The organism is Pseudomonas sp. 8(2025) (assembly GCF_052665325.1).
This window is the reverse complement of record NZ_JBQOIE010000016.1, coordinates 40,338-56,519: the sequence shown is the minus strand read 5'-3', so window position 1 is coordinate 56,519 and position 16,182 is coordinate 40,338. Positions and strand designations below refer to the sequence as shown.

The following is a 16,182-nucleotide window of genomic DNA, read 5'->3' as shown; positions in this document are numbered from 1 at the left end:
CATGAGCGAGCCCCTGCTGCACCTCACCGGCATCAGCCGCAGCTTCACCGCCGGGGATCGGGAGTTCCTGGCCCTCAAGCACATCGACCTGAGCATCCAGGCCGGGGAAATGGTGGCGATCACCGGGGCCTCGGGGTCGGGCAAGTCGACCCTGATGAACATCCTCGGCTGCCTGGACTACGCCACCGCCGGCAGCTACAAGGTCAACGGCCGGGAAACCCGCGACCTCGACGACCAGGCCCTGGCGGAACTGCGCCGCGACTACTTCGGCTTCATCTTCCAGCGCTACCACTTGCTGCCGCACCTGAGCGCCATGCACAACGTCGAGATGCCGGCGATCTACGCCGGTACCCCGCAAGTCAGGCGCCATGGCCGGGCCCGGGAACTGCTGGCGCGCCTGGGTTTGTCCGGGCACCTGGGCCACCGGCCCAACCAGCTCTCCGGCGGCCAGCAGCAGCGAGTGAGCATCGCCCGGGCGCTGATGAACGGCGGCGAAGTGATACTCGCCGACGAACCCACCGGTGCCCTGGACACCGCCAGCGGCAAGGAGGTGATGAACATCCTCCAGGAACTGCACGGCCTGGGGCACACGGTGATCATCGTCACCCACGACCCCAAGGTGGCGGCCAACGCCCAGCGCATCATCGAAGTGCGCGACGGCGAGATCGTCAGCGACCGGGCCAACCCGCGCCCGGCGGACGAGGCGCCGAGCGAGCCACCGGTCAGCGTGCGGCCCGCCGGTGCGCGGCGCCTGGTGGCCAGCCTGGGGCTGTTCAAGGAGGCCTTCGTGATGGCCTGGGTGGCGCTGGTCTCGCACCGCATGCGCACCCTGCTGACCATGCTCGGGATCGTCATCGGCATCACCTCGGTGGTGTCCATCGTGGCCATCGGCGAGGGCGCCAAGCGCTACGTGCTCAAGGACATCCAGGCCATTGGCAGCAACACCATCGACATCTTCCCCGGGGCCAGTTTCGGCGACAGCCGGGCGGCGGCGATCCAGACCCTGATGCCCGCTGACGTGACGGCCCTGAACCAGCTGTACTACGTCGACAGTGCCACGCCCATGGTCGGCCGCAGCCTGTTGCTGCGCTACGGCAACATCGACCTCAACGCCACGGTCAACGGCGTCAGCCACCTGTATTTCCAGGTTCGCGACATCAAGCTGGCCAGCGGCATTTCCTTCAGCGAGAACGACGCGCGGCGCCAGGCCCAGGTGGTGGTGATCGACCACAACACCCGCAACCGCCTGTTCGGCCCGGATGTCGACCCGCTGGGGCAGGTGATCCTGGTGGGCAACCTGCCGTGCACGGTGATCGGCGTGACCCGGGAGAACAAGAACATGTTCGCCGCCAGCAACCTGCTGAACGTCTGGCTGCCCTACGAGACCGCCGCCGGGCGGGTGCTCGGCCAGCGCCACCTGGACAGCATCAGCGTGCGGATCAAGGACGGCCAGCCGAGCAAAGTGGTGGAGGAGCATGTGAAGAAGCTGATGGAGCAGCGCCACGGCACCAAGGATTTCTTCACCAACAACCTCGACAGCATCATGCAGACGGTGCAGCGCACCAGCCGCTCCCTGGCCCTGCTGCTGTCGCTGATCGCGGTGATTTCCCTGGTGGTGGGGGGAATCGGGGTGATGAACATCATGCTGGTGTCGGTCACCGAGAGGACCCGGGAGATCGGCATCCGCATGGCGGTGGGGGCCCGGCAGTCGGATATCCGCCAGCAGTTCCTGGTGGAGGCGGTGATGGTCTGCCTGATCGGCGGGGCCATCGGCATCAGCCTGTCGTTCGCCATCGGCTACCTGTTCACCCTGTTCATCAAGGAGTGGGAGATGGTGTTTTCCATGGGGTCGATCATTACCGCGTTCGCCTGTTCGACCCTGATCGGCATCGTCTTCGGCTTCGTTCCGGCGCGCAACGCCGCGCGCCTGGATCCCATCGAGGCCCTGGCCCGGGATTGACAGGCCGTAGACCGAACCGCCGGCGCTGGGGCCGGCGGGGGTTACAGGGCCAAGGCCGGATCAGGCCGTCGGGGTTTCGCTGCTGTGCGGCGCTTGTTCCTCGGGCGAGTACATCCAGCGCAGCAGCGAGTGCCGGCCACTGATGCCGAGCTTGATGGCGGCGCGCTTCAAGTAGCTTTCGACGGTATTGACCTTGAGATTGAGCTGCTCGGCCAGCTGCGGCGCGGTGCGCCCGGCCAGCAGCCCGACACAGACCTCCAGCTCGCGGTTGGACAGGCGCAGCCCGGACTGTTCCAGGCGCGCGGCAAAGCGCAGGCGCAGGCTTGCCAGGCCCTCGATGGCGGCACTGTCCTGCTCGGCGGCATCGCCCCGGGGCTGCAGGGCGCTGATGTGTTTTTCCACCATGGGCAGCAGCAACGGCGAGATGTCCTCCAACAGCAGGCGTTCCTGGGGGGAAAAGCTCTGGTCCTGGCTGCTGCGGTACACCGAGAGCACGTAGTGGTAGGAGTCCTTGCGCCCGGTCAGGTGCAGTTGTGCCGGGTCCGCGTGGCCGCGCTGGCGTTGCAGCGACGGGCCCGGGGCCGGTTCGCCGGGTTGTTCGGGAAAGCCGGTGAGCAGCAGCGGGTCATTGCTGGCATGGGCATCGCTGTACAGCGGGTGGCGGGTCTGCATCAGGGTGTTGCCGGTTCTGCCGACGGCCTGTTCCGGGTCGGCCCGCAGTTGGGTGATATGGGTGGCGTCCACAGCCAGCTGGGTGAGTATCAGGTCGTGCAGCATACGCGGAAAGTTGCGGCTGCCGGTGCTGGCGATGACCTTACCAATGTGTGGAAACAGTATTTGTGAGTTCATCATTTCATCCATGAATGTGAAGGTGTGGAGGGGGGCTGCCTTATAGCAACGAGTTTGGGTCAGGGTTGATTTACCTCCTGTTTGCTCTGGGCGACAAAGGGTCGCCTCGTATCCTAGTACAAGGTTTTGTTGGTCGTTTGGTGAAAATGGTCAAATAGTCGATTTTTCAAGCATCGACTTTGCTTTTTTGAGGGGCTGGTTAAAGAAGGATCGCACCATCAATCGCTGTAGAGGGGGAGCAGCTTGAAATCGGTCTGGACCACAATACATCGATGGCCTCATTCCTCTGGTCCTAGCTGGGCCAATGAGGCTGATAGTGTTCTGCTCATCACATTCTCAGGCGCTAGTACTGGGTTTTTTCCAGAAGTGATAAAAAGGTTCGATCTTCTGAATCTGAAATTCGCATTTCTGGTAAAGCCCACATGCGGACAGGTTGTTCTTTTGGGTAACAACCTGACATTGCTTGAAACCTCGGTCCTGGAACCATTGTTGAGCGTGTCTGACCAGCGTTTGACCATGTCCTTGTCCGCGAACTGATGAATCAACGGCGAGTAGCCCTATGTCTGCAATGCCGTTCTTTGTGCCAGCGGTCAACATCGCCACTATTTTAGTGTTACTGCGTATCACAAATACCTCGAGAGCGATTTCCTTGGCTGCTGACCTTCTGGCCCAGATGCTGTAGAGCTCATGGAATTTTTCCAGGTCGATATTAGGGTCAACTGAAAACCTTGAGTACTCGCCGCTTTGAACAGCGAGGTCGATCAACTCTTCAACTTTCATTGATGGATGGTAGGTTTCCACCAGTGACGAATATCTCTTGCCCTTGGTGGTGGCGAGGTTGGTGATGAACGTAGCCTTAAGATCTACTAGGCTGCCTTTCATGGGGAGTGAGTCCAGCTCACTCAGCTCTTTTTCTGATTGCCAGTAAACTAAGCTGGCACCTAGTTTTAGCGCCTTGCTTAACTGCTCTTGCAGATGGGCCTTCGAAAGTGTGGGGTTGCTGATTCGATAGACTGGGGTCTGAAAAAAATCGGTGTCCCACTCAAGCTTTTCTATATCCATTGCTCTCTCGATGTTTAAGTTAATTGCTGTTTTACAAAGAGATAAGTATTAAGAGTTTAAGGGGGTGACAGGGTTTTCCCTGAACACGTAGTACTTGCATGCGAGAAAACTGTACGCCGCTAATAATATTATGGCCGATGCTTGGACTATTTCATGTGGGTAGTGGAGTTGGTCGAAAAATACATACAGTAATATCAGGTTTATCACATAGCCTGATACATGCATTTGTATGTAGCGAAATGGTGCGCCAGCTCGCCCGCTTTTTTTGAAAGTCCAACGGTAGTTGACAGAATAGCTGTAGGTGGCTCCTGCCAGATACATAAGCGTCATAGACAATTTTTCTCCGCAACCGGCATACACGATCAGTAAGTAACCAGCGTAAGCCAAGGCATTGCTGGTTACGCCAATAATTCCGTAGCGAATCAGCTGAATGATGGTATGGGTAGGGATAGTGTTCACTATGGCATTCTATTTGGCTTTGGAGTTGAAGGGGTAGTGGAACTGCCAGTATTCAGACTAGAAGGTTTTTCGTCCGACGATATAAAGCGGACGCTTTTTAGTCTCATCGAATGTCTTGCCTATATATATGCCGACTACGCCCTGAATGGAGATGACAATTCCGCCAATGAAGAAAATAGATACCATGAGGCTGGTCCAACCTTGTACTACCGTGCCATGAAAGTAGGTGGTGATCATAAGGTAGATACCATAGATGAATGAAAGTGAGGCCATTGTAAAGCCGAGCTTTACTGCAAGCCTAAGTGGTTTGTCCGAATAGGCGATAATGGTATCCATGGCCAGACTCCAAAGTTTGGAGAAAGTGTAAGTGCTTTTGCCGTGGCCACGTTCGCAGTGCTCGACATCAATGCCGGTGCTGGTAAAGCCCATCCAGTGGACCAAGGCGCCAAAAAAACGCAACTGTTCACGCATTTGGCACAGATTGTCAGTAACTTGGCGGGAAATTATTCGAAAGTTACCGCTATTCCCGTCATACTCAAAGTCGGCAAGATAACTGAACGTCTTGTAAAAAAACCACGAGCCTAGGCGCTTTATTGCAGAGTCTTTTCTTAAACCTCGTAGAGCCAGGACAATGTCGTACCCTTCCTGTGCCTTGGCATATAACCGGGGAATTTCTTCAGGACGATCCTGTAGGTCGCAGTCCATGACCACAACCCAATCTCCTCGGGAACTATCGAGACCCGCAGTGATGCCGTAATGCTGGCCGAAGTTCCGGCTTAGCTGAATTCCCCGCACTCTTGGATCGACCTTTGCCAACTGTTTTATTAAATCCCAGGAGCGATCGCCGCCGCAGTCCTCAATCAACAGGATTTCAAAATTTGGTGTGATCTCTTCCAGCGATGTTTTCAATCGCGCATAAAGCTCCATCAGCGAATTTTCAGCCTTGTAAACAGGTACGACGACAGAAATGTGAGGTTTTTCTTTTGGATTTTCCACTGTGCTTATCATTTATAGGTTTAAAGGGGAGTTCGGGATTTACCAGAATTTTTGATAGCGAAAACAGAGCTCTAGGAAGTAGTAGAGTGCTCCGAATGCAGTGTGTGCGAAAAACAAGATGACGCAACGTTTATATTTTTTTACGTTGCTTATTGTTGTTGTAAAAGCTTCTTTGTTTTTTAGCAGGAATGCTGCAGAGAAAAGGAAAGTCAAGTATAGGCCAATCTGACCGCTCCACCAAAAATTTCCGGCATACATCCGGTAGCCACTTTCAGAAAAGAAGTAAGTCAAAATTAACCCCATCAAGAGACAGAGCGATGCGAGAAGCAGTGCCTTGTCTTTGATGAACTCTTTAGGGTAGTAGCAGAGTACAAGAAGTGGGAATGCGATAGATAGAATCAGCTTGATGAACAAGTATTTTGAGTAGTGGGCCATGCTTTTAAAAGGAAGAAATAAAACGTGGCTTTCCTCATTTGCGGTTTCTATTGAAAGGCTTTGGTAGAAGTAGGTGTGCAGAAACTGAAGACTGAGCACGAATACTGTCGGCAGGAAAAAAGCCCAGTAAATATATGCGCTTTTCAGGCTGCTTTTCAGTTGCTGGGTTGCGATGAGAAATAAAATCAGTGCTGGCAAAATGATAATAAGGAAATTTGGCTTTGATATTCCGCAGAAAAAAATTGAAATTGCCAGTAGCGTGCCTCTTGAGAGTGTGTTGCCTGAGGTTTCGGTGAAAGATTTTAATGTGTAGCAAAAAGCGATGAGGGCTAGTGGCTTGAGCAGGAGCATTGTTGGACTATGATAAATCGTAAGCCCCACATAGCCAAAATAGAAATGATGGTCAAATACCGCAAGGATCTGGAGGGGGCTGGCCACTAGTAAACATACTGACACAAGCGTGGCTGTTTTAGCTGAGGTGTACCGGCTGAGGACTTTATAGTTTAAGATCGCCAGCAGGTAAATGGCGGAAACTATGATGATGGTGGAGGCTATGGCGTAATTGACACTTAAAATATTTTTAGTGAGGATCGTGAGTAGATGGTATAGCGGGTGCGGCAGCATGAGAGTGCCGTTATCTTCCATATCGCTCGCCCATTTCAGGTGTGCAACATAGTCTCCGCCAATTGTTGAGAGCTTATATATAAGGGGGGTGAAGGTGATGAAAGTAAATGCAAGTAGTATGAAGTAGGCGCGAGTGTGGTGTTGGCGGTTTTTATCTGGTGCTGGATATGTTTCGCTTATATTGTCGTCTGTCATTCGCTCTCGCCTATTTTATTCTGGTTTTTACAGGAATCTATTCTTGGAGTGGTTTTGGTGTTCTATTTAATCTTGCCGGAATGAGTTGGTCTTTGGGTTGGTCTATGTTTTTTGCATATGTTTAAGTGATAAAGTAATTCTGGGTCGCACTGAGTCAATGGTTTATTGACGACGATGATGTTTTGATTTTCGTGTTCAGAATCTGTTCCTGTTTTACTTTCTGTTTTAGGTTCAAGAGCATCGTCCTGCTGCCGGACCTTATAGGCCCAAGTCCCCGTCAAGCTAAGGGGCGAGAGGTAAATTTGGCGGCGAGTATACCCTCAGTCCCTCTAGGGAGTCCTCTATTGTTGGCCCACGAGTGCTGTTTTCGGAGCGAAACAGCAAACTGATCTGGTCTTCGTCCTCATTGGTCGCAGGAATATCCGCTTCCGACAATTGGTTTGGCTGCTACATCCGCAACGGATTGACCTCCCCGGGAAGCCACCCAGAACTTCCTGGAGGAGGGCAATGTTGGTAGTCAGGTGGGCCAGGGTTACTGGCGCTTCTCGCAATTGACCATCCATGGCACACCAAAGCGGTCCACCAGCATGCCGAAGCGCTCGGCCCAGAAGGTGGCTTCCAGGGGCATCTGCACGTTGCCCTGTTCGGCCAGGGCGGCGAATACCCGTTCGGCTTCGGCGGCGTTGTCGATGTTCAGCGAGATCGAACAGCCGTGGATGCCCAGGTAGGGCAGCTCAGGGGTGGTGTCCGAGCCCATCAGCACCTGGTCGCCGACGCTCAGGCGGGTGTGCATGATGCGTTCGTGACAGTCGGCAGAGATGTGATCACGGGCCGGGCTTTCACCGAAGGTCATCATCATTTCCAGGGTGCCGTTCAGGCATTGGGCATAGAAGGTGAAGGCGGCCTTGCAGGTGCCGTTGAACACCAGGTAGGGGTTGATTTTCATGCTGTGCTCCGGTCGCAGGTAACGGGCAGGCACGCGGGCCTGTGGACGAACTTCCATAGCAAAGCCGCTATCGGCCCTGCGCGGAGGTTTTTTTATAGATGGTTTTTCCATGCTCGCCCGTGGCGATATAACCGTCGCCGCGCCATTGGGGGCGCGGCGGCGGTGCGGGCGGGGGTTACAGGCGCGGCTGCTCCTGGGGCGTGCCGAGCAACTGGTGCAGGGTGTTGATCAGCGCCTGCTGGCGCAGCCGGTCTTGCTGGTGCCGGGCTTCGGCGGCGGCAACATCGGCGTTGCAGTGCGGGCAGGTGCTTTCATGGGCGTGGATGTACTCCAGGCAACTGCGACACAGGGCCAGGCGCGGCGGGATGCGGCCTTCCTCGGGCGACGCCTGGCCCTGGTTGACCCAGGCCAGCTTGATCACCTGGCCGCTGTCGTTAACGCTCGATACCGCCTTGCCGGTGTCGATGCGTTCGGTGATCAGGTCGAAACGGCCCACCGAGAACGACGCCGGGCCGGCGTCTTCGAGCTTGATGATGCGTTCGCGCAGGCCCTTTTTCGCCAGGTCCAGGGTCCGGTAGTGGCAGTAGGGATTGTTCCCCGGCTTGCCCAGCAGCGAGTGCGAGGTCCAGGTGCAGCCGCCGCGGCAGACATCGTTGTAGTAACAGGTGCGGCAGTAGCCCCATAGGTCGTCCACCGAGCGCAGGCGGCCGAAGTGGATGCCTTCGCTGTAGTGCCAGATGTCGTGCAGGCTCATGCTGCGCACGTTGCCACCGGAGAAACCCACGGTGGCCAGGGACGGGCAGCCCTTGACCGTGCCGTCGGCCTCCAGGGCCAGGACCGTCTGCCCGGCGGCGCAGCCGCTCCAGTGCACGCGGTCGTCGCCGAAGCCGCGCCACATGTGCTCGTAGGGGCCGTAGTAGCCGATGTTGTTGCCCACATTCATCAGCAGCCCGCGCTCGGCGCCTTCGCGGTATAGGCGCGCCAGCAGCGGCATCACCTCCAGCAACTGGTAGGGCTGCAGCAGCAGCTCGGGGTGATCCACCGCATTGCCCATGGCCACGGTCAGCTGGATCTGCCAGTGGCTGGCGCCGGCATCGATGATCAGCTCCATCAGGGCCGGCAGGTCGGGCAGGGTGGCGGCGCCGATCTGCGTGTTGACGCTGACCTTGAGCCCGGCCTGCTTGGCCCGGCGCAGGGTATCCAGGGCCTTGTCGAAGGAGCCGGGGACATTGCGCACCGCGTCATGCAGCGGCGCCAGGCCATCCAGAGAGACGCCGACGCCATTGAGCCCGGCATCCACCGCGGCCTGCATCTTGGCCGGGGTCAGGTTGCGCCCGCCGGTCTGGATCGCCACGTACATGCCGTGGTCGTGGATGGCCTGGATCAGCCGCGTCCAGTCCTTTCGCAGATAGGCTTCGCCACCGATCAGGGTGACTTCCCGGGTGCCCAGGGCGGCGATCGAATCGATCACCGACAGGCATTCCTGGGTATTGAGTTCGCCCGGGCGCCGATGCCCGGCGCGGGAGCCGCAATGCAGGCACTTGAGGTCGCAGGCGAGGGTGATTTCCCAGACCACGTGCACCGGGACAAAGCGCTTGAGGTCGGTTTCGCTGAGGTAGCGGGCGGGGAGACGGTCTGACATGAGAGTTCCTTGCGCACCCGGCGGTGCGCGGCACCAACCCATCGAAATAGGCGCGCCTTCCTTGTGTCGCAATGGCGCGGTCGTTTTGTGGCAGCCCCCGGGGCCGCGGCGGGCGGCCCCGGGGGCTGGTGGTCAGCGCTGTTCCAGGCGGCTGATTTCTGCCTGCAACTGCTGCACCGCCTGGGTCAGGTTGTCAGCGTTGGCCAGTTGCTGCTCGCCCTGGGCCACCAGTGCCTTGAGCCGCGCCAGGTCGCCGCTGGCCTGGGCCTGCTGCAGCGCCACGGCATACAGCGGGTGGCGCACTTCGGCGGCCGGGCCGGCCTGGCTGGCGTAGTCCGCCGCCTGCGCCTGCTCCACCGGGGCCGGGCTCACGGCGGCGTGTTGCACCACGTGCCAGTGCCCCTGGAACTGGTACTTGTAGCTGGCGAAACCGCTGGCCCAGTCCAGGCCGAGGATGCCCTGCAGATGGAAGGTCTCGGCGATCTGGCTGGTGGGGCCGCTGGGATTGCCGGCCAGGCTGAGGATGATGTGTCCCTCGCTGGAGGGGTCGAGCTTGACCTGGGAGTAGTCGCCCCACACGTCGGCGTGGAACTGCACCGGTGGCGAGGTGCTCTGGGTCACGCGGGCAACGCCGCTGACGCGTTTCTTCGGGGTATCGACCAGCAGGTCGAGGGTCAGCACCGGCCCACCGATCACGGGGTTGGCGACGATGAGGCGGGTATGGAACAGTCCGATTGTCATGCTGCAACTCCTTATCTTCTTGAAGACATCAGGTTCGATGGACGGCCGGGCTCAGCGCCGCTCCTGCTGGCTGATCTCGGCCTTGGCGGCCACCAGTGCGGTGCGGATCAGCGGCAGCTGTTCCAGTTGCTGGGTGGCGACCTTGTGCAGGCTCTTCATCTGCGCCAGGTCACCGCTGGCGATGGCACCGTGGATCGGCGCCCCGTACAGCGCCGAGATCGGCGGCAGCGGATGGTTGGGCTGGCCGCGGTGCAGAGGGGCCGACAGGGTGCTGGACTGCACGGTTTCCTGCAGGTGGGCGGGCACCTGGTTGACCGTCACCCAGCTGTGGCCGTTGTAGTACTGATAGTTGGCCACGCCTTCCTTCCAGTCGTCGCTGACCACCAGGTGCAGCTTGAAGTTGATCACCGAGTTCGACCCCGGGCCGCCCTGGTTGCCCTGGGCCGTGATGAGGATCTTGCTGGTGCTGGGCGGCATGACGGTGAGGTAGGTGTACTGGCCCCAGACATCGCTGTGCAGGTCCAGGGGCGGGTTGACCGCCTGGGTGATGCTGGAAGTGCCGCGCACACTGTGTTCCGGGGTATAGACCAGCAGGTTGAGGATCAGGGTGGGCGCGCCGGGTTGCGAGGTGCCGATGCGGTAGCTCAGGGGGAACAGGCCTTCGGCTTGCGAGTAGTTGCCGGACATTTGCTTTGCCTCCATTCAATGACAGGGGAACCGCGATCAGCGGCGTTCCAGGCGGGCGACTTCCTTGGCCAGCTGTTCGTAGGCGTTGTGCAGATCCTTGGGTTCGTTCCTGGCCGGATCGCGCTTGGCCAGCAGGGCTTTCATCTCCGGCAGCTTGCCTTCGCTGATGGCCGACTGGATGGCGACTCCGTAGGGGGGGATCACATGTTGGGATGCATTGCTCATGGCGTTTGCCTTCCGTGGGTGTGGATGGGGTGCTGCGCTACTCGGCAGCTTTTGCAGTTAAGCAGCGCGTGTGGAATTGGCAGGGTAATGGCACATTGATTTTGTGGGTTTCCGACCGGTGGATTCACGGTCGGTAAAGGGTTGATTTTGGAGACATTCCAAAGGGCGATATGCAGGCGGGAGGTGATTGCGGATGGTGATAGGAGGGGGTGAGAAAGGGGGGCGAGCGTAGGCACCGGCTGCCGGCGAAGAGGCCCTCGACAGCCATGCATCGCCCTGGCCGGCGCCTTCGCTGGCAAGCCAGCCCCTACGGGGTGTCAGTGCGCTCGGACCACCCCCAACTCCTCCAGCCGGCGCCGCGTCTCAGCCGCCGTCACATGATGAATCGCATGCCACCCCAGCGCCGTTGCGGCGACGATATTGGGCGCATGGTCGTCAATGAACACCAGTTCCTCGGGGGCCACCCCCGGCAAATGCGCACGAATGCGCCCCAGGGTCGTGTGATAGATCTCGGCATCCGGCTTGATCTGGCGCTCTTGTCCCGACACGACGATGTCGCGAAAGCGCTGCAGAAACGGGTAATTGTCCCAGGCATAGGGAAAGGTTTCCCGGGACCAGTTGGTCAGCCCGAACAGGGGCACCTGCGCCTGGTGCAGTTCTTCCAGCAGGGCCACGCCCTGATCCAGTGGACCCTTGAGCATTTCCGGCCAGCGCCCGTAATAGGCCTCGATCAAGGGGGCATGGTCGGGGTGCTCGGCCACCAGGCTGCGGGTCGCCTCGGCCAGGCTGCGGCCGGCGTCCTGCCGGGTATTCCAGGTCTGGGTGCAGATGGTGTCGAGGAACCACTGGCGGCGCTCATCGTCGGGGATCAGCTGGCGGTACAGGTGGTGCGGGCTCCAGTCGAACAGCACGCCACCAAAATCGAAAACCACGGCACGAATCGTCATGAACACGTCCTTTTGAGCGGTTATGGGCCAGGCGCCATCCTGCGACGCCCGGCAGCACAATGCAATTTGCCGCTGGCCGCTGGTCCGCTCGGCGGCACCCTGGCCACGAATCGTGATCCAACCCCTGTATCCGGCCTTTTCCAGGCTGGCACAGGAGCTGCCCATGACTGCCAAGAACCCCACGGGGCCGCGCTCGTCCGAGCATGCCTCGAATCATCATGACCCGGGTTTCGACCCCGATTCGCCAGACCTGGCCGACCCCCAGGTAGACCCGGTAGGCCCGGCCAGGGCACCCCTGGATCGCCCTGAACCCGAGCACCGGCGCAAGCGCTCGCGGGCCTACGATCCCCTGGCCAACCTGAAGAAGTGACCCGGCGCGCCGACATGCGGCAGTCGCCGGGCGGTGTGGCGGGTGTAAGGTAAAACGCCCAAGCCCCAGGCTCGCCGAGGAAAAAGGAGGTGTCCATGAGCACGCCGCTGCTGAACAAACTGCAGATCAACGGCTATCAGGTCTTGAGCGTCAACCACGGGCCCTGGAAGGTCTGCACGCCGGGTGACCGGCTTGCTACCTTCGGCACCCGGGAAGAGGCCATGGCCTTTGCCGCCGCCCTGCCGGCGCGCAGGCAACGACCGGCCGCCACCGGTGGCTAGCGCCCTGGCAGGAAAAAAGCCCCGACCGGTTCGGGGCTTTTTTATGCCCGGCCGGGGGCATGGCCGGACGGGGCGAGGGCGCAGCGGGGCGCAATTACGGCTGCATGAAACTCAGCAGCGGGAGGATGAAGGCTGCTGCCAGGGCCAGTGCCCACAGGGTCTGCAGAAACAGCTCATCGGCGTTGTCGGCGGCGGGCCGCGGGGCGAGGCGGCGGCGCCAGTAGAAGTACAGGCCGCTGACCACGAACACACAGGTGATGCCCATCATGTACTCCAGCTCCCACTTCTGGGGGCTGATGGCCAGGCTGCCGTCCTGGTCATCCGGGTAGTCGAGCCGCCACCAGGCGCCCAGCAGCAGCGGCACCAGCCCGGCCAGGAGCCAGGCCAGGCGCGCGCCGGGCATCCGGGTCAGCAGGGTCACGGCCAGGCCGATCAGGCACAGCACCCAGACAAAGAGGTACAGCTGAAAGCCCATGGCCCCACCGAACAGCGTGCTGCTGACATCCCGCGGCTGCATCATCTGCACGTCGCACAGCAGCATCAGCGACAAGGGCGCGGCAACGACGATCCAGCACAGAGGGCGGTAGAGCCACAACCACAGGGTAAACAGGCGAGACATGGGCACACTCATCGAGGTTTGGTGAAGCAAGAAAGAGGCGGGGTTGACGGTCAGTCGACAATGACCCGGGTGCCAGGGCCCAGGCACAGGCTCAACTGTTCGCCGGCCCGGTTGAAGGCGCAGTACGGCAGGGGCGCCTTGCTGGCATTGACCAAGGGGGGGATGAAGAAGCCCCCCAGCAACACCGCCCATGCAATCCGCAACGACAGCTCACGGAGGGTGGCGGGGGCTCTCGGCTTGAGCCGCTGCTGGTGCAACAGGTAGATGCCGCTGTAGACCAGGGCGAAACCGAAGACCATCACATAGTCCAGCTCCCGGGCCTGGATGCTGAAGATCAGGTTGCCGTCGAAATCATCCGGGTAGTGGATCCGCCACCACAGGCCCAGCAGCAACTGCACCAGCCCACCGATGATCCAGGCCAGGCGGGCGCCGGGCACCCGGGTCAGCACGGCCAGGCCCAGGCCGATGACGCTGAAGGCCCAGCCGCCCAGGTACAGCATGAAACCCATGGAGCCGCCGAACAGCGTGCCGCCGACTTCCCGGGGGACGATCAGGTGCAGGTTGCAACGGATCATGGTGGCCAATTGTGCGGCCACGGCGATCCAGCACAGGAGGTAGTAGAGCCGGGACCAGAAGGTGTGCAGGGGCGACATGCAGAGACTCGAAAAAAACAGGGCCGATGAGAGTGTGTGGTGGGCTGGGTTCAAACCAACAGCAAACCGCAGGCAAACACGAACAGCACCAGGGCGATGCTGATGCCCGCCAGGGGAATGCGAAACCAGTAACGGATGGCCAGCACCCACAGGCTGGCGAGAAACCCCAGGCCGATCAGCAGCAAGCCACGGGCCTCCAGCAGCAGGGCCGGGTGCAGCCAGGCGAGGTAGCCATAGACCAGGCCGAACAGCATGGCGCCCAGGCTGTGGCTGGCGTTGAAGCCGACCCAGGCCCGCCACAGGCTGGTCTGGCGGGTGATCATCGGTGACACCTGGCGCATGCGTTCGGCCAGGGCCGGGTCACGGGGCTGGAATTTGTCGGTGGCGAAGGTGTAGATCAGGTGCAGGGTGCCGAGCAGCAGCACGATGGCTGAGCTGGCGATGATCAGGGCGGGGGCCAACACGTTTCTTCCTTGGGCGGTGCTCGGGTGCGCGGAGTATGCCGGGCCGCCCGGGGTTTTGCACCTGCGGGCGGCGGTTTTTTGCCAGCACGGGGCAGGGCGCCGGGCGCCCTGCCCAGGGGCTCAGAAGTGCTCGGCGTCGAGGCCGAACAAGGAGGCGCTGCCGGCACGGATGCTCTGCTCCAGGCTGAGGATGCGCGGCAGCATGCGGCTGAAGTAGAAGCGCGCGGTGGCCAGCTTGGCACCGTAGAAACCGTCGTCCTCGGAACGCTTGTGCTCGGCCACCTGGGCCATGCGCGCCCACAGGTAGGCGTAGGCCACGTAGCCGAACAGCTGCAGGTATTCGACGCAGGCGCTGCCCACCGCGTGGGGGTTTTGCGCCGCCTGTTCACGCAGCCAGTCGCTGAGGTCTTCCAGGCGTTGCACCGCGTCCAGCAGCTCGGCGGCGTAGGCGGCGCCGGGCAGGTAGGCGTAGTCGCGGATCTCGCCGGTGAACAGGCGCAGGGCCACGCCGCCGTTGCCCACCACCTTGCGCCCCAACAGGTCCAGGGCCTGGATGCCGTTGGTGCCTTCGTAGATCTGGGCGATGCGCACATCCCGCACCAGTTGCTCCTGGCCCCATTCGCGGATGTAGCCGTGGCCGCCGAAGATCTGCTGGCCCAGCACGCAACTGTCCAGGCCGGTGTCGGTGAAGAACGCCTTGGCCACCGGGGTCAGCAGCGCCACCAGGGCCTCGGCGTTGTGCCGCTCATGGGGCTGGTCGGCGAACTTGGCCAGGTCCAGCTGCTGGCCGACGTAGCTGGCGAAGGCGCGGCCGCCTTCGGTCATGGCCTTCATGGTCAGCAGCATGCGCCGCACATCGGGGTGGACGATGATCGGGTCGGCGATCTTGTCCTTGGCCACCGGGCCGGCCGGGGAGCGGCTCTGGATGCGCTCGCGGGCGTAGGTGCGGGCGTTCTGGTAGGAGTTCTCGGCGCAGCCGATACCCTGGATGCCGATGGACAGGCGCTCGTAGTTCATCATGGTGAACATCGCCGCCAGGCCCTTGTTGGCCTCGCCGATCAGCCAGCCGGTGGCGCCGTCGAAGTTCAGCACGCAGGTGGCCGAGGCCTTGATGCCCATCTTGTGCTCGATGGAACCGCAGCTCACCGCGTTGGCCGCGCCGAGATTGCCGTTGGCGTCCACATGGATCTTCGGCACCAGGAACAGCGAGATGCCCTTGGGCCCGGCCGGGGCGTCCGGCAGCTTGGCCAGCACCAGGTGGATGATGTTCTCGGTCAGGTCCTGCTCGCCGCCGGTGATGAAGATCTTGCTGCCGCTGATGCGGTAGCTGCCGTCGGCTTGGGGCTCGGCGCGGGTGCGGATGATCCCCAGGTCGGTGCCGGCGTGGGCCTCGGTGAGGCACATGGAACCGGCCCAGCGGCCTTCGTACATCGGCGGCAGGTACAGCTGTTTCAGCGCTTCACTGGCGTGGGCATCGATGGCCAGGCAGGCCCCGGAACTCAGGGCCGAGTACAGGGCGAAACTGGAGTTGGCGGCGTAGAGCATTTCCTCGAACTGCACCGCGAGCATCTTCGGCATGCCCATGCCGCCGTAGGCCGGGTTGCCGCTCAGGCCGACCCAGCCGCCCTGGATATAGGTGCTGTAGGCCTCCTTGAAACCGGCCGGGGTGTGCACCTGCCCGGCGTGCCAGCTGGCGCCTTCCTCGTCGCCGCTGCGGTTGAGCGGGGCGATCAGGTTGCCGGTGACCTTGGCCGCTTCTTCGAGAATGGCGTCGGCGGTGTCGCCGTCCACGGTATCGGCCAGGGCCGGCAGGCGCGCCCAGAGCTTGGGTGCGTTGAACACTTCATGCAGGACAAAGCGCATGTCGCGCAGCGGAGCGTTGAATTCGGGCATTGCAGGAACCTCGGGCAAAAGTGGAGGTTGAGCGGCCTCGGCCGCATGAATCGACAACGAAAATCCCGCCACCATGTAGGAGCCGGCTTGCCGGCGAAGAGGCCCGCAAGCCATGCATCGCCCTGGCCGACGCC

At 60.8% G+C, this 16,182-nt stretch carries 18 protein-coding genes; 3 read left to right on the top strand and 15 right to left on the bottom strand.

Annotated elements, in window-relative coordinates:
• Window position 1: 1 nt before the first annotated feature.
• Window positions 2–1,960, top strand: a complete 1,959-nt coding sequence (locus tag ACUXVH_RS25955) for a MacB family efflux pump subunit (protein WP_041117091.1) — start codon at window positions 2–4, stop codon at window positions 1,958–1,960.
• A 60-nt stretch (window positions 1,961–2,020) separates the two neighbouring features.
• Here the strand turns inward: ACUXVH_RS25955 and ACUXVH_RS25950 are convergent, their stop codons facing one another.
• From ACUXVH_RS25950 to ACUXVH_RS25900, 11 genes are all read right to left on the bottom strand, one after another.
• Window positions 2,021–2,809 (bottom strand): helix-turn-helix transcriptional regulator, encoded by a 789-nt coding sequence (locus ACUXVH_RS25950; RefSeq protein ID WP_053150412.1) that lies wholly within the window; start codon window positions 2,807–2,809, stop codon window positions 2,021–2,023.
• Window positions 2,810–3,145: 336 nt separating this feature from the next.
• Window positions 3,146–3,871 carry a GNAT family N-acetyltransferase gene (locus tag ACUXVH_RS25945; RefSeq protein ID WP_041117100.1) on the bottom strand — a complete coding sequence of 242 codons (726 nt, stop codon included), beginning with the start codon at window positions 3,869–3,871 and terminating at the stop codon, window positions 3,146–3,148.
• Window positions 3,872–3,919: 48 nt separating this feature from the next.
• Window positions 3,920–4,330, bottom strand: coding sequence for a GtrA family protein (locus ACUXVH_RS25940; RefSeq protein WP_051167105.1), 411 nt, complete (start codon window positions 4,328–4,330; stop codon window positions 3,920–3,922).
• 57 nt (window positions 4,331–4,387) lie between these two features.
• Window positions 4,388–5,326, bottom strand: a complete 939-nt coding sequence (locus ACUXVH_RS25935) for a glycosyltransferase family 2 protein (RefSeq protein ID WP_197731928.1) — start codon at window positions 5,324–5,326, stop codon at window positions 4,388–4,390.
• 39 nt (window positions 5,327–5,365) lie between these two features.
• Complete coding sequence (locus ACUXVH_RS25930) at window positions 5,366–6,580, bottom strand: hypothetical protein (RefSeq protein ID WP_065363502.1); 1,215 nt, start codon at window positions 6,578–6,580, stop codon at window positions 5,366–5,368.
• Between the two features lie 532 nt (window positions 6,581–7,112).
• A complete protein-coding gene (locus ACUXVH_RS25925; RefSeq protein WP_041117105.1) occupies window positions 7,113–7,526 on the bottom strand; it encodes a VOC family protein in 414 nt (137 codons plus the stop codon).
• A gap of 175 nt (window positions 7,527–7,701) precedes the next feature.
• Window positions 7,702–9,168: a GDL motif peptide-associated radical SAM/SPASM maturase gene (locus ACUXVH_RS25920; RefSeq protein ID WP_065363503.1), complete on the bottom strand. Its 1,467-nt coding sequence runs from the start codon at window positions 9,166–9,168 to the stop codon at window positions 7,702–7,704.
• Between the two features lie 132 nt (window positions 9,169–9,300).
• Window positions 9,301–9,909 carry a DUF1842 domain-containing protein gene (locus tag ACUXVH_RS25915; protein ID WP_011060454.1) on the bottom strand — a complete coding sequence of 203 codons (609 nt, stop codon included), beginning with the start codon at window positions 9,907–9,909 and terminating at the stop codon, window positions 9,301–9,303.
• Between the two features lie 51 nt (window positions 9,910–9,960).
• On the bottom strand, window positions 9,961–10,596 hold the full coding sequence (locus ACUXVH_RS25910; RefSeq protein ID WP_065363504.1) for a DUF1842 domain-containing protein: 636 nt from the start codon (window positions 10,594–10,596) through the stop codon (window positions 9,961–9,963).
• 36 nt (window positions 10,597–10,632) lie between these two features.
• Window positions 10,633–10,821 carry a DUF1843 domain-containing protein gene (locus tag ACUXVH_RS25905; RefSeq protein ID WP_015634943.1) on the bottom strand — a complete coding sequence of 63 codons (189 nt, stop codon included), beginning with the start codon at window positions 10,819–10,821 and terminating at the stop codon, window positions 10,633–10,635.
• A 317-nt stretch (window positions 10,822–11,138) separates the two neighbouring features.
• Window positions 11,139–11,768 carry an HAD family hydrolase gene (locus ACUXVH_RS25900; protein ID WP_065363505.1) on the bottom strand — a complete coding sequence of 210 codons (630 nt, stop codon included), beginning with the start codon at window positions 11,766–11,768 and terminating at the stop codon, window positions 11,139–11,141.
• A gap of 163 nt (window positions 11,769–11,931) precedes the next feature.
• On the opposite strand from ACUXVH_RS25900, the gene ACUXVH_RS25895 reads away from it, so the two are divergent.
• On the top strand, window positions 11,932–12,138 hold the full coding sequence (locus ACUXVH_RS25895; protein WP_015634945.1) for a DUF6021 family protein: 207 nt from the start codon (window positions 11,932–11,934) through the stop codon (window positions 12,136–12,138).
• 95 nt (window positions 12,139–12,233) lie between these two features.
• On the top strand, window positions 12,234–12,419 hold the full coding sequence (locus ACUXVH_RS25890; protein ID WP_011060459.1) for a DUF2188 domain-containing protein: 186 nt from the start codon (window positions 12,234–12,236) through the stop codon (window positions 12,417–12,419).
• Window positions 12,420–12,513: 94 nt separating this feature from the next.
• Here the strand turns inward: ACUXVH_RS25890 and ACUXVH_RS25885 are convergent, their stop codons facing one another.
• From ACUXVH_RS25885 to ACUXVH_RS25870, 4 genes are all read right to left on the bottom strand, one after another.
• On the bottom strand, window positions 12,514–13,038 hold the full coding sequence (locus tag ACUXVH_RS25885; RefSeq protein WP_019095111.1) for a hypothetical protein: 525 nt from the start codon (window positions 13,036–13,038) through the stop codon (window positions 12,514–12,516).
• Window positions 13,039–13,088: 50 nt separating this feature from the next.
• On the bottom strand, window positions 13,089–13,691 hold the full coding sequence (locus ACUXVH_RS25880; protein WP_019095110.1) for a hypothetical protein: 603 nt from the start codon (window positions 13,689–13,691) through the stop codon (window positions 13,089–13,091).
• A gap of 50 nt (window positions 13,692–13,741) precedes the next feature.
• Window positions 13,742–14,155, bottom strand: a complete 414-nt coding sequence (locus ACUXVH_RS25875; RefSeq protein WP_065363506.1) for an LIC_13387 family protein — start codon at window positions 14,153–14,155, stop codon at window positions 13,742–13,744.
• A 120-nt stretch (window positions 14,156–14,275) separates the two neighbouring features.
• Window positions 14,276–16,048: an acyl-CoA dehydrogenase C-terminal domain-containing protein gene (locus tag ACUXVH_RS25870; protein WP_065363507.1), complete on the bottom strand. Its 1,773-nt coding sequence runs from the start codon at window positions 16,046–16,048 to the stop codon at window positions 14,276–14,278.
• Between the last annotated feature and the right edge of the window lie 134 nt (window positions 16,049–16,182).

What these genes read in the sequence shown, in the direction of transcription:
- ACUXVH_RS25930 (WP_065363502.1), bottom strand. Translation starts at nt 6,580, where the DNA reads ATGACAGACGACAATATAAGCGAAACATATCCAGCACCAGATAAAAAC.
- ACUXVH_RS25915 (WP_011060454.1), bottom strand. Translation starts at nt 9,909, where the DNA reads ATGACAATCGGACTGTTCCATACCCGCCTCATCGTCGCCAACCCCGTG.
- ACUXVH_RS25920 (WP_065363503.1), bottom strand. Translation starts at nt 9,168, where the DNA reads ATGTCAGACCGTCTCCCCGCCCGCTACCTCAGCGAAACCGACCTCAAG.
- ACUXVH_RS25880 (WP_019095110.1), bottom strand. Translation starts at nt 13,691, where the DNA reads ATGTCGCCCCTGCACACCTTCTGGTCCCGGCTCTACTACCTCCTGTGC.
- ACUXVH_RS25905 (WP_015634943.1), bottom strand. Translation starts at nt 10,821, where the DNA reads ATGAGCAATGCATCCCAACATGTGATCCCCCCCTACGGAGTCGCCATC.
- ACUXVH_RS25955 (WP_041117091.1), top strand. Translation starts at nt 2, where the DNA reads ATGAGCGAGCCCCTGCTGCACCTCACCGGCATCAGCCGCAGCTTCACC.
- ACUXVH_RS25895 (WP_015634945.1), top strand. Translation starts at nt 11,932, where the DNA reads ATGACTGCCAAGAACCCCACGGGGCCGCGCTCGTCCGAGCATGCCTCG.
- ACUXVH_RS25890 (WP_011060459.1), top strand. Translation starts at nt 12,234, where the DNA reads ATGAGCACGCCGCTGCTGAACAAACTGCAGATCAACGGCTATCAGGTC.
- ACUXVH_RS25950 (WP_053150412.1), bottom strand. Translation starts at nt 2,809, where the DNA reads ATGAACTCACAAATACTGTTTCCACACATTGGTAAGGTCATCGCCAGC.
- ACUXVH_RS25900 (WP_065363505.1), bottom strand. Translation starts at nt 11,768, where the DNA reads ATGACGATTCGTGCCGTGGTTTTCGATTTTGGTGGCGTGCTGTTCGAC.
- ACUXVH_RS25885 (WP_019095111.1), bottom strand. Translation starts at nt 13,038, where the DNA reads ATGTCTCGCCTGTTTACCCTGTGGTTGTGGCTCTACCGCCCTCTGTGC.
- ACUXVH_RS25910 (WP_065363504.1), bottom strand. Translation starts at nt 10,596, where the DNA reads ATGTCCGGCAACTACTCGCAAGCCGAAGGCCTGTTCCCCCTGAGCTAC.
- ACUXVH_RS25870 (WP_065363507.1), bottom strand. Translation starts at nt 16,048, where the DNA reads ATGCCCGAATTCAACGCTCCGCTGCGCGACATGCGCTTTGTCCTGCAT.
- ACUXVH_RS25945 (WP_041117100.1), bottom strand. Translation starts at nt 3,871, where the DNA reads ATGGATATAGAAAAGCTTGAGTGGGACACCGATTTTTTTCAGACCCCA.
- ACUXVH_RS25925 (WP_041117105.1), bottom strand. Translation starts at nt 7,526, where the DNA reads ATGAAAATCAACCCCTACCTGGTGTTCAACGGCACCTGCAAGGCCGCC.